General features: G+C 62.0%; 8 protein-coding genes. 6 read left to right on the top strand and 2 right to left on the bottom strand.

Features of this window, described 5'->3' with window-relative positions; all coding sequences use genetic code 11:
• Positions 1 to 114 precede the first annotated feature (114 nt).
• Entirely contained in the window at positions 115 to 2,205 is a 2,091-nt protein-coding gene (locus tag AC0L24_RS02450) for an O-antigen ligase family protein (protein ID WP_292136631.1), read from the top strand.
• 168 nt (positions 2,206 to 2,373) lie between these two features.
• Positions 2,374 to 3,246: a phytanoyl-CoA dioxygenase family protein gene (locus tag AC0L24_RS02445; RefSeq protein WP_236382848.1), complete on the top strand. Its 873-nt coding sequence runs from the start codon at positions 2,374 to 2,376 to the stop codon at positions 3,244 to 3,246.
• An 89-nt stretch (positions 3,247 to 3,335) separates the two neighbouring features.
• Here the strand turns inward: AC0L24_RS02445 and AC0L24_RS02440 are convergent, their stop codons facing one another.
• Positions 3,336 to 4,235 (bottom strand): LysR family transcriptional regulator, encoded by a 900-nt coding sequence (locus AC0L24_RS02440; protein WP_127810990.1) that lies wholly within the window; start codon positions 4,233 to 4,235, stop codon positions 3,336 to 3,338.
• 128 nt (positions 4,236 to 4,363) lie between these two features.
• Here AC0L24_RS02440 and AC0L24_RS02435 point away from each other — a divergent pair, with 128 nt between their 5' ends.
• The 4 genes from AC0L24_RS02435 to AC0L24_RS02420 all read left to right on the top strand — a co-directional run bounded on the left by AC0L24_RS02435 (position 4,364) and on the right by AC0L24_RS02420 (position 8,821).
• Complete coding sequence (locus AC0L24_RS02435) at positions 4,364 to 6,001, top strand: ABC transporter substrate-binding protein (protein ID WP_128289085.1); 1,638 nt, start codon at positions 4,364 to 4,366, stop codon at positions 5,999 to 6,001.
• Positions 6,002 to 6,663: 662 nt separating this feature from the next.
• The gene (locus tag AC0L24_RS02430; protein ID WP_473563382.1) at positions 6,664 to 7,866 is read left to right on the top strand and encodes a polysialyltransferase family glycosyltransferase; all 1,203 of its coding nucleotides are present in this window, start codon (positions 6,664 to 6,666) and stop codon (positions 7,864 to 7,866) included.
• 187 nt (positions 7,867 to 8,053) lie between these two features.
• On the top strand, positions 8,054 to 8,422 hold the full coding sequence (locus tag AC0L24_RS02425; RefSeq protein ID WP_127810991.1) for a VanZ family protein: 369 nt from the start codon (positions 8,054 to 8,056) through the stop codon (positions 8,420 to 8,422).
• Between the two features lie 183 nt (positions 8,423 to 8,605).
• On the top strand, positions 8,606 to 8,821 hold the full coding sequence (locus tag AC0L24_RS02420; protein ID WP_127810992.1) for a hypothetical protein: 216 nt from the start codon (positions 8,606 to 8,608) through the stop codon (positions 8,819 to 8,821).
• A gap of 261 nt (positions 8,822 to 9,082) precedes the next feature.
• On the opposite strand, the gene smc is transcribed toward AC0L24_RS02420, so the two are convergent.
• The gene (smc, locus tag AC0L24_RS02415; protein ID WP_127810993.1) at positions 9,083 to 12,544 is read right to left on the bottom strand and encodes a chromosome segregation protein SMC; all 3,462 of its coding nucleotides are present in this window, start codon (positions 12,542 to 12,544) and stop codon (positions 9,083 to 9,085) included.
• Positions 12,545 to 12,634: the final 90 nt, after the last annotated feature.

Here is a 12,634-nt window from a genome sequence, read left to right as displayed (position 1 = left end):
TCGCGGCAAATTCGGGTCAGCATTTGCACATGATCTGTAAAGTGTCGCCTTGAACATCTCCTTCTTTCCATACATAGGTCGACCAGGTGGGTGGCGGCTCAACATGGAACTTCAATGAACCTCCCTATCTTCGCCATCAACCTCGATCGCGAGACCCAGCGCTGGAGCGAATTGCTCGCCAGCGCCGAAGCGGCAGGACTGACCTTGCAGCGCATTGCCGCCGTCGACGGTCGGGCGCTTGCTGAAAAAGACTGGACGGAGATCGATCTTCCAGCCGCGCGCAAGCTGAGCGGGCGCGACATCCTTTCGGGCGAATATGCCTGTTACCGCAGCCATATCCGGGCGCTGGAAACGTTCCTGGCCGGTGGCAGCGCCCATGGCCTGATTGTCGAGGACGACGTCCTCTTCAGCGAAAACACCATGCGGCGCATCGAGGCCATCATCGCGGCGGTGCCGGATTTCGACGTCATCAAGCTGACCAACCATCGCATGAGCTTCTTCATGCGCGCCGTCGAAACGGTTGAAGGCGACGAGATCGGTCGTGCGCTGCATGGCCCGCAAGGCTCGGCCGCCGCCTATCTGGTGACGCGGGAGGGCGCGCAGGGTCTGTTGTCGGCGCTCGCCGTTATGAAAATGCCATGGGACGTTGCACTCGAGCGCTTTTGGGATACCGGCCTGAAAGTGTATTCGGTCCGCCAAAACGTGCTTGGCTTCGCCGCCAGCAGTGGGATCTCGGGCATAGCCGGTCCCTCGGGAAGCTACAAATCCGCAAGGCTGGGCGGGCCGAGCCGGCTACGTGCCGGGGTGTTACGGGCCAGCGACGAACTGCGCCGCCTGCATCACGTCCTGCTGCCGCCCCCTCTGCCGCGAAATGCCCTGGATGATGCCAAGGACAACGCGCCGCGCCACACCTTGCTTCTGTTGCTTGCGGCACTCGCCATTCTCGCTTTGGTCTCCGCGGTGTGGCGCGAGGCCGACACCTACCGCTATGCGGGCCTGGCGCTGGCCCTGGTCGCGGTCATCCGCTGGTTCAGAGTGGACTTGTGGACCTACAGCAAACCGCTGATCGGTTGGGTCGGCTTCCTGTGTCTGGGCTGGTCGCTCTACGTCTTCATCCGACTGGCGATCGTCTATTTCGGCACCCACCAGTTGGGTGGCGCCGAAGGCATTTACATGTTTCCGCTGTTCTACGCGACGACCGGCTTCGCGTTTCTGCTGTTTGTCAGGCAGCCCGCACGGCTCGTGCTCTGGTTCATGATCCTCAGTCTCGTCTTCCTAGCGGCGGACACCTTCTATTCGGACATGTTTCAAGGCGTCCAACCTGCCCCGTGGCTTTTCAACAATCCCATCCACGCGTCGGTGGCGGCCGGTTTCATCTTCCTCTGCACGCTGCAATTCATGGCCTACTCGGCGCAGAGAACGGACCTCGGAAAAGCAACCAAGAACCTGCATTGGGCCCTGTCGACAGCCGTCCTGCTGCTTGCCCTCGTCAATATCATCGAGATGCGCTCAAAGGGAGTGTGGCTTGCGCTTGCGCTCGCTCTGCTCTTGTTGGCGGTCATGACCCTGGCGAGAGGCCATCGCCGCGAACTGTTGGTTTCGGGTGGCGTGCTGGTGATCGTGGCGGCCGGCATTGTCGCGGCACACAACATCTTCTCGTCCACCGCCGACGATACCATGGCATTCGTCAAAACCTTGGTTCCGGATGTGTTCAGGCATGGGGTCCTCCCCGCCTTCGACCGCGCCATCGCGAGCGACGCGGTTCCGCTTGCAGCCAAGGAAAGGCTGATGCTGTGGGCGGATGCGATCAATATCTGGAAGCGCCACCCGATCTTCGGAGCCAGTTCCAGCTGGCTGACCGAATGGCAGAACAGAACCTATCATCCCATGATCTTCAATGTCTTCCACAATGGTTATCTGGAGATTGCCGTGCGTTATGGGGTGGTCGGACTGGCGTTCTTTGCCTTTCTCTACACCTGGTCGGCCAGGCAGGTTCTGCTGGCCATGCGAGCCAAGCTCGTCGCTCCGGCCGCATGGTCCTGCTACATCTCCACACTGGTCTTCTTCGCCCTAACCATCCTCACCAATTCCAACAACCGGCTGGCCATGGGCGAGGCCTTCATGTGGTTTGCCGCAGCGTTCGGCTTCTATTGTTTTTATGTTCGCCAGCAGAAGAACCTTGTCGCGCCGCGGACCTATTTTTAGGGCCTGCCGGCGCAGCACGTATCTGACCAGCCGATTGCGACCAATCCACCTTTGACGCCCCGCTCAATTTCCCGATAATCGGGAAAGTCGATGCCAAAATCGATGGCTTATCGCCGGCAACCCCTTCGTTACGATCGACACGGATCACAGACAGGGGTTGTCACGGACATGCTGACGGACAGGCAGGCACGCGAGGCGGTGGAGCAGTACCGCGAGGAAGGATACGCGGTCGTTCGACAATTCGTCGACGGCGACGAGATGATCCGGCTGAAGAAGGAAACCGATGCGGTCTATGCCGAAGGCCTCAAGCATCACGCCACCTTCCGGCACGGCAACCTGAATTTCCAGATCCTGCCTGAATCGGACTTTGGCCAACGCTATGTGCTGCAGGCTTACTGGTTTTCCTGGATCAATTCCTATTTCGAAGAATTCCGCCGCAATCCCGACTATCTGAAGCTGCTCGAGAGCCTGATCGGCCGTGACATAAGGCAGATCGCCCAACAGCTGCACTGGAAGCCGCCCGGCGCCAATGTCACGGGTTATCGCTTCCACCAGGATTTGCGCTTCCGTAACCAGGCGGCCTTCGACAATGTCGCCGACGCCACCGTGACAACAGGCCTCGCGGTCGATCGGGCGACGCTGGACAATGGCTGCCTTCAGGTCGTGCCCGGCAGCCACAAGCTCGGCTATCTCGGCCTGTCGGACGAGGGAACCGGCGAGCTGATGAAGGGCCTGACCGCCGAAGAAGAGTTGCGCAAAGTCGGCATCGACCCGGCGACCATCGTTCCGCTGGTGCTAGAGCCGGGCGACCTTGCTTTATGGGGGCTGCTTACCGTGCACGGCTCCTCGCCCAACAAATCGCAGCACGACCGGGCCTTTGCGCTGTCCAGCTATGTGCGGGCCGATACGACGCAACGTGGCGAATGGGCGTTCAGGGACGGCGTTTCGGTGCCGCTCGGCAAGACGCCGGCACTGTGCAAATACGAAAAGCTCTTCGAGGAGCCGGGACCGATGTACGACACCACCGCCTGGTGGAAATGACGCTGCCGCGTCGGGCGACGGGGGCAGAGGGGGCCTGGCGTTCGCGCCAGGCCCCTGGCGGCGTTGGCCATGGACAATCGGGCAGCATTTCAGGCGGTGAAGTCGGCCGACAGTTCGCGGATCAGGAAATCGACGAACGCGCGCACCTTGGCCGCAATATAGGTGCGGTGCGGATAGAGCGCGTAGATCGGGCTGGAGCCGGGGCGAAACTCATCCAGTTGCACTTCCAGCCGGCCGTCCCTGATCGCAGCGTCGACCAGGAGGCTGGGCAGGTTGCCGATGCCGAAACCGGCGGTAGTCATCTGGTAGGCGGCCTCGACGCTGTTGGTCGAGATGCGCCCGCCGATAGCCGCATCGAAAGGGCCATCGGGTCCGATGAATGGCCACGTGCCAAGGCGCTTGGCGAAATTGCTCAGCACGCAGGAATGGCTTGCCAGCTCATCCGGGTGGACCGGACGGCCGTTTGCATCCCAATAATCGGGCGTGGCGCAGACATAGTTGCGGACTTCACCAAGCCGGCGCGCAATCAGGGCGGAATCCGCCTGACCGCCGAAGCGGATGGCCACATCATAGCCTTCCTCGACAATGCCGACGACATAACGCGCGGTGAGGTCGAACTCGATCGTGGTGAGCGGGTTTTCTTCGAGGAATTTCGGCACCAGCTTGGTTATGCGCGTGTGGCCCAGAACATTGGAGCAGGAAACCCGGATCAGGCCGCGCGTCTCCTTGTGCAGGCCGCGCGTCGAATCCTGCAGTTCGGATATGTCGTCGAGCAGGCTGCGCGCACGCGGAGCATAGTCGCGGCCCGCCTCGGTGAGGCTGAGACGCCTTGTGGTGCGATTGATGAGCCGGACGCCAAGGTCGTCTTCCAGTTCCTTGATGGTACGGCTGACGGCCGTCGTCGACATGTTGAGATCGCGCGCCGCCGCCGACAGGCTGCCCAGCAGGCAAACCCGATCGAACACCCGCATCGCCGTCAGAAGATTCATCTTGCCTTCCCCTCGCCGTCGCGGCCCCGCCGCCATCGGCTGCGTCCTGTAGAAAACAGCGCCCAGCAACGACGCGGCAAGGGCATTCCACCGAATTTGGGCGTAAAATCAACAATGGGAGAACCGATATGACATCCAGACCTCTTCATCCCGCGATCGGCACATTTGCGAAAGGCGCGAAGAGCGGCGCGCTTGGCCGCCGCGAGTTCCTGGCGCTGGCCAGCGCCTTCGGCGCCAGCACGGCGATTGCCTACGGGCTCATCGGTCAGCCGGTCCCGGCGCGAGCCGAGGAAGCCGTCCAACCCAGGAAGGGCGGCGTGGTGCGTGTTGCCATGCAGGTGATGGAGCTGGAAGACCCGCGCAAGTTCAAGGTTTCGCAGATGGGCAACATCGCCATGCAGTTTCTCGAACCGCTGGTGCGCTGGAAGCCGGATTTCACCTTCGAGCCGGTGCTGCTGCAGAGCTGGGAGATCAATGCCGACGCGACGGAATATGTGCTCAAGGTGCGCCCGGGGGTGAAATGGTCGAACGGCGACGATTTCACCGCCACGGATGTTGCCTTCAACATCACGCGCTGGTGCGAGAAGGATGCCGCCGGCAACTCGATGGCAGGACGCATGACCGCGCTGATCGATCCCGACACCAAGGTGGCGCGCACTGGCGCCATCGAGGTTCGCGACGGCCACACCGTGGCCCTGAAACTGGCTCAGCCCGACATCACCATCATCCCAGCGATGACCGACTATCCGGCATTGATCGTCCACCACACATTCAATCCGAAGGCGGCGCCACTGTCGGCCAACCCCGTTTCCACGGGCCCGTTCGAACTTAAAAGACTCGATGTCGGCGTTGCTGCCTCGGTGCGCAAGCGGCCGGACGGGTCGTGGTGGGGCGGCGAGGTGTTCCTCGACGGCATCGACTGGACCGACTACGGCACCGACTCGGCCGCCACCGTCTCCGCATTCGAATCCGGTGAGATCGACCTGAATGGGCAGACGCAGTCCTATGACGTCGCCATGCTCGACAGGCTGGGCCTGAAGAAAAGCGAGATCGTCACTGCCGCCACCCTGGTCTCGCGCTGCAACGTCAACGCCAAACCCTATGACGACAAGCGCGTGCGCAACGCCATACAGCTTGCGGTCGACAACGAAGCGGTGCTGCAACTGGGCGCCGACGGCATGGGTATCGTCGCGCAGAACGATCATGTCGGACCGATGCATCCCGAACACGCCGACTTGCCGCCGATCAAACGTGATCCGGTCCGGGCCAGGGCATTGCTCGAGGAAGCCGGCCAGCTCGATTTCGAATTTGATCTGATCTCGGTCGAAGCCGATTACCGCAAGGAAAGCTCCGATGCCGTCGCCCAGCAGATGCGCGACGCGGGCTTCAAGGTGAAACGCACTGTCATCCCGGAATCGGCATTCTGGAACGACTGGACGAAGTATCCCTTCGCGACCACCAATTGGAACGCCCGACCGCTCGGCATCCAGACCTATGCGCTTGCCTACCAGACCGGTTCGGCATGGAACGAGACAGGGTTCGCCGATCCCGACTTCGATGCCAAGGTCCACAAGGCCAACGCCATCGCCGATCCGGAGCAGCGCCGTGCGGTGATGAAGGAACTGCAGGTCATGCTTCAGGATTCCGGCATCATCGTTCAGCCCTACTGGCGAAAGCTGTTCTGCCATATGAAACCTGCCTTGATGGGCTACCAGATGCATCAGGCCTATGAGCAGGACTTCACCCGGGCCTGGCTCGCGGCCTGATCGCGGGCAACCCTTCCGACAGGCGGCGCATTTTCCGGCGCCGCCCATCGCCTGCTCACCGGGAAAGTTGCGCCGAAGCTTCGGCATCAAGGGCGTTCGAGGAGCAGTGCGGGCTTCGCATCGGGCATGATGCGCAGGTGCGGCCACACGCGCCATACCTTGGCAGGTCGGCCGGAATCCCGGGCCAGCGCACCGGACCGGCTGGCACATCAAGCGTGTGAAACATTCTGGTTTCCGCCTCTGTCATCATCAAGCTCCGGTTCATGGCTGGAGCTTACTTTTGACTGATGGAAGTGAAACCCGCTTTCCCGGGCAACGACCTTCCCGAAAACCGGGAGAATTCGCGCTCTTGGTGCCGACAGGAACCGAAGCGGCAAGATCGAGCCGCATGAGCGGTCTGCCGCCGCCTGATGTTTATGCCGGATCTCAACAGGTCTCTGCCGCTCAATTGAACTGAATTCGCCTGCTTATTGCGCGGAACTCCAGCCTGTCTCGGGCGTTGGACGCCAATATCTGCAAGATATTTCCGGTCGACACGACAGGCAGTATTATGAAGCTGGCGAAACGCCCCGAGCCACACACGGTCTTCGGACATGAAGCAATTTTGCGGTTGAGATCGCGGAACATGCGGCGTTATTTCCATCCTATCTGGAGACCTTAAATTGCCAGTTCGAATATGCTGCGTCTTTGGCAGCTGGCAATTGCTCAGCCTGGTTGCCTCTCTTCGCCAGTCAACAATGGATGGAAGCTCCCCGGCGGATGAGGAGCATGAGGATTACCTTCTGCTCTATGAAACGGCCGGCGTTTCCGAGCATTTCAAGACCGGTCTTGCTGAACTTGCGTCTACAGTATGGACCTGGAAACGGATCATATGGGCATACGACCTTCTGACGTCCGAGCGTAAATATGGGCAACTGCAAATTTTCCGGATCCATCGTCTGATCCGAGACACAATTGGCATCGACGCGAGTTCCGCGGTTGAAATCTGGGCCTGCTTCGTTAACCGGCCATCGGAAAAAATACTGCTGGACTCATACCCACAAGCCAAGATCGTTTTGTATGAGGATGGCTTGACGTCATACCTTCCATTCGAAATTTCAACCATGTCACGGCCGCCAGGCACCAGGTTTAGACGGCGCATCACCGGAGCCTTGATTGCAGGACTCTCTACAATTTCACCGGCGTTCCGACTGAGGAAAGCGGCCGACAAGATAGAAAGACACCATCTGAGACGGGTGACAAAGTTTTATTCTTTGCTCCACGAAATCCCCATTCACGATGCTCTGGAGAACGTACAAAGATTTCAGGTCGGCGCTTCGCTGATGCGCGACGTAATAGATGAAGCCTGCAGGGATGCGCTTTCCGGCGGCAATGAACATTGCCGCACGTCAGCCAACCCACGGATCCTGCTGCTCGGCCAGGCATTGTCGCGAAACCGCATAATGTCGTACGCGCAAGAGGCGGCGATCTATAGACGCATTGCGGAGCAGATCGTTGAGAGAGGATACGACGTCGTCTGGAAGGAACATCCCAGAATAAGCACGCCCTTCTTCCCCGAATTGCTGGATACCATCGGCAATGTGACAGCCGACGCCAGCACCAGGATCATGGAAGCGAACCTTCCGCACATATATCCGATAGAGCTTGTCGTATCCCGGATGAACATTGTTGGGTGCGTCTCGGGCACGTCAGCTGCCCTTCTCTACCTGAAGTGGCTTTACGGCATCAAAACATACACATTTGCGGAAACCTTGATCCCCCTGATGACTGGCGCGGATATTCTAATGAGCGAAATGGTGAAAGCCCATGCGGAGCCCTTTTCAGCACTCCACTCTTTGAACGAGACGCAGACGGGAATCCGTTGAACGGCGGCAACGCCGCGCTACGTCCCGGCGCATCAAGACCAGGATGAGGCGGAACAGACCTGGCTGAAAAGGCTCAAGCAAAAATTGCGGCTTTGAAAGACAACGCCGTCGATCTGAGTTTCAGCCTGAACCGCCAATACCGAGCTGGTTTCGACCTTCGCGGCGGGCAGGCACAGATTGGAGCAGAATGAGACTTCATCCAGCCGCCGAACGGATTGCTTTTTTCAGCACGCTTGTCGCTGTTCTTGTCCTTGCACTGGTGCCTATACCCGGACTCGAGGAGTACGGGATCGATATCGGTTTCCATTACGACAAGCTGAATCACGCCAGCGCCTTTGCCGTCATGACTTTCCTTGGAGGGCTCGGCTGGCCTGATCGCAAGGTCAGGCTGATCGTCTTCCTTGCAGTTGTTGGAGCGGCGATCGAGGTCCTCCAGGGCACGGCGCTGATACGACGTGATCTGGACGTGTCCGACTGGGTTGCCGATTGCGTCGGCATCGCGTGTGGCCTCGTGGCCGTGATCTGTGTGAACTGGATCTTGCGGCGCAGAGGTTGAGCCTGTTCTCAAGCCTTTGTGCACGGGGCCGATAGCCAGAGGAGTTCGCCCCCGGCTCCATTGACTCGGCGAAATCGGATTGCAACGGTCCGATCCGAGAGTGGGCGGTTTTTTCTACCTTGGCCGGACAGATGAAGCTTCGGGCGCGGCACCCAGGAAGCGCGCCATCAGTATTGAGGGACGATGACGATCAAGATCAGGCTTCCGGGTGGTGTGTTGAAGGTCAAGCAACGTCATGAGTTGCGGCGACGGGAGCACAAGGGCGAAGTCCCGGCCTGGCAGTTTGGCAAATATTTCGTCATCTGGTGGCCCAGTACAATTCCCGATCGACCCTCCAAGAGCTCGAATACTAACGAGGAGCTTGAAATGAACATTCCGTCGACTGGAGAAAGCACGTAAGCTCTATGCATCATGGCTTTGCGAATCAGATTGCCGGGGGCACACTGAAGGTGAAGACCTACCGCGAACTGCGTGATCGCGAGCGGGATCGCAGGGTGCCTGTGCTGAAACTGGGATCGCTCTATTTCGTCTGGTCCTCGGCCAAGCATCATTCGCACAGGCACAGTCCGCGGCCCTGACATTTTTTTGCCGGGCGAAAACCGCTTGCACACTTTTCCTGAATTGCTCCGGAACGGCCCTTCGCAGGCAGCGCGACCTGGGTCAGCTTGCCTCGCGCATCGCCTCGGCCGCCTGCAGATCCACCGACACCAGTTGGCTGACGCCCTGCTCGGCCATGGTCACGCCGAACAGCCGGTTCATGCGTGCCATGGTGATGGGATTGTGGGTGATGATGACGAAACGCGTCTCGGTGGTGGCCGCCATCTCGTCCATGAGATTGCAGAAGCGTTCGACATTGTGGTCGTCGAGCGGCGCGTCGACTTCGTCGAGCACGCAGATCGGCGCCGGATTGGTCAGGAACACCGCGAAGATCAGCGACATCGCCGTCAACGCCTGCTCGCCGCCGGACAGCAGCGTCATGGTCTGCGGCTTCTTGCCGGGCGGGCGGGCAAGAATTTCGAGGCCAGCCTCGAGCGGATCGTCGGATTCGATCAACTGCAATTCCGCCGTGCCGCCGCCGAACAGATGCGAGAACAGCCGCTGGAAATGGCCGTTGACGACCTCGAAGGCGGCCAGCAACCGCTCGCGGCCTTCGCGGTTGAGGCTCTGGATCGCCTGCCTGAGCTTGCGGATCGCCTCAATGATGTCCTCGCGCTCGGAGACGATCGCCTCCAGCCGGTCGGATAGCTCCTTCTGCTCCTCCTCGGCGCGCAGGTTGACGGCGCCGAGCCGTTCGCGCTCGATCTTGAGCCTGTCGAGTTGACGCTCGATCTCGGCCATCTCAGGCATCGGGCTGTCGGCCTCCAGACCGGTGTGGCGGATGACCAGATGCGGCGGCGTGTTCAGCGTTTCCTGGATGCGCGCCTCGATCTCCAGCCGGCGCTCGTCGGCCGCGGTCAGCCGCTCTTCGGCGCGAACGCGGGTCTCGCGCGCCTCGGCCAGGAACTGGATGGCGCCGGTGGCGGCCTTGTCCAGTTCGGATTGCCGGTTCTCCGCTTCCTGCAGACGGTCGGCTGCCGCCTTGCGCAAGCTCTCGGCCTCGGTGAGCTGCGACAGCAAGGCACGCCGCTTGGCGTCGATTTCATCGGGAGCATCGGCCAGCCGCTCGCGTTCGGCCTCGGCCTCGGCCTTGCGTTCGCCGAGCGATGCGATCTGCGTCGAGGCGTTTTCGGCCCGCTCCAGCCAATTGCTGCGCTCGGCGCCAATGGCATCGAGCCGGCGCGCGCGCGCCTCGGCTTCGCGCCGCAGCCCCTCATGCACCGCGCGCGCATCGGCAAGCGCGGCGCGGTCGCGGGCGACATTGGCCGAGGACTGTTCGAGCTGCAATTGCAGATCGCCAAGATCGGGCGCGTCCTGCAGCAGCATTTCCGCCTCGGCGAAGGCGGCCGAAATCTCCTCATGGCTGTCGACGATGCGGGCGCGTGCCTCATCGAGTGCGGCGCGCCGGCTCTGCAATTCGCCGCCGGCCCTTTCGGCCTCGGCCAGCGCATTGCGGGCAGCGTCCAGCCGATGCTGAGCGTCACGACCGGCCTGGCGCGTGTTGCGCTCGGCCTCGCTTGCCAGGCGGAGCGCCTGTTCAGCCTCTCCCAGCGCATCCTCGGCCTGGCGCAGGACGAGCGTCGCTTGTATCGCCTCGGCATCGAGCTCAGCCAGCCGGTTCTTCTGCGCCAGCCGTTGTGCTGCGGCGGTCGGCGCATCGGCGCTTGCGGTAAAGCCATCCCAGCGCCAGAGCGCGCCTTCACGGCTGACCAGCCGCTGGCCGGGAGCAAGCAGCGACTGCAACCGGCGGCCGTCGCCGGCGGCATCGACGATACCGATCTGCGCCAGGCGGCGGGCGAGCTGTGCCGGCGCGTGGACCACGCTGGCCAGGCTTTTAACGCCTTCCGGCAGAGCCGCGTCGCCGGGCTGGATCGCACTTTCGCCCCAATGCACCGGCGCGCTGCGGTCAAGCGGCACGTCGAGGTCTTCGCCAAGGGCCGCACCCAGCGCCGTTTCGAAACCGCGATCGACGCTGATCTGCTCCAGCACGGCCGGGAAGAGATCGCCGCTGGCTGCATTCAGGATTTTGGCCAGCGTGCGCGCTTCGGTTTCGATCCGCGCCAGCTCGGCCCTGGCATCCTGAAGCGGTGGCCGGGCAGAACTTTCCGTGGCGCGGGCATCGATGACAGACTGCTCGGCCTCGGACACGGCAGCCTCGGCCTCCTCCAGCAGCGCCATGGCCTGTTCGACCAGCACCCGCTTCTCGGCCGGATCGGGCAGGCCAGCGACCTTGGAGAGTATCTCAGACAATTCCCGGTCAACATCGGCAAGCTGGCGGGCGAAGCGGTCGCGGCGCTCGGCGGTGTCGCGCAGCGTCCGTTCGATCTGGTTGCGCGAGGCGGCTGCCTCGGCCCGTTCGGCTGTCAGCGCGGCGAGCTTGGCTTCGCTTTGCGAAAGCGTCGACGCCGCCTGTTCGAACGCCGCACGGGTGGTGGCTTCGCGTTCGGCGGCGCCGGCATTTTCCGAATTGAGTGCTGCCTCTTCGGTGCGAAGGCGCTCGAGAATGTCCGCATTGTCGCGGACCATGCGCTCTTCACGCGCGATATCGCCGTCGAGCTGCTGTAGCCGGCGCTCGAGTTCGCTCTGGCGGGCGCGGATACGGCCGGCTTCCTCCTCGATCTGCGACTTGGCGATCGACAAGCGCTGGAAGGCAGCGGCGGCGGCGGCTTCCGCGTCGCGCAAATCCGGCAACCGGTGAGCGCCGATACCTTGCTCCCTGGCGGCGGCCATCTGGGCCGCGGCGCGGTCGCCGACAAGGGCTGTCGCAACCGCCAGCGCCGAACGCGCCTCGCCTTCCTGGGTCTTGGCCAGTGTCCAGCGCAGATGCAAGAGCGTCGCTTCGGCCTTGCGAATATCGGCCGACAGGTTCTTGAAGCGGGAGGCCTGGCGCGCCTGGCGCTTCAGGCTTTCGATCTGGCTTTCCAGCTCGCCGACGACGTCGTCCAGTCGTTCGAGGTTCTGCTCGGCCGCCTTCAGCCGCAGTTCTGCCTCGTGGCGGCGGGTGTGCAGGCCGGAAATGCCTGCTGCCTCTTCGAGCAGCGCGCGGCGTGCCTGCGGCTTGGCCTGGATCAGTTCGCCGATGCGGCCCTGACCGACCATCGACGGCGAACGCGCGCCGGTCGACTGGTCGGCGAACAGAAGCTGCACGTCCTTGGCGCGGGCCTCCTTGCCGTTGATACGGTAAAGCGAGCCGGCCTCACGCTCGATGCGGCGCGACACCTGCAATTCGTCGGCATCGTTGAAGGCAGCGGGCGCCGAGCGGTCACTGTTGTCGAGGAAAAGCGTGACTTCGGCGGTGTTGCGTGCCGGGCGCGTGCCCGAGCCGGAAAAGATGACGTCGTCCATGCCGGACGCGCGCATGTTCTTGTAGGAGCTTTCGCCCATCACCCAGCGCAGCGCCTCGACAAGGTTCGACTTGCCGCAGCCGTTCGGCCCGACAATGCCGGTCAGTCCGCGTTCGATGACGAACTCGCCGGGCTCGACGAAGGACTTGAAACCGAGGAGGCGAAGGCGCGAAAACTTCATTCGCGCCGCCCACTAAGCGGATTACCGTGGTTTTGCGATGAGAATTCGCGGCACGACCGGAAGCCGCGCACGCCGAAGCGCCGCCGCCTC

It is taken from the genome of Mesorhizobium sp. WSM4809 (genome assembly GCF_055811655.1).
This window is presented reverse-complemented; position numbering and strand designations above follow the sequence as displayed.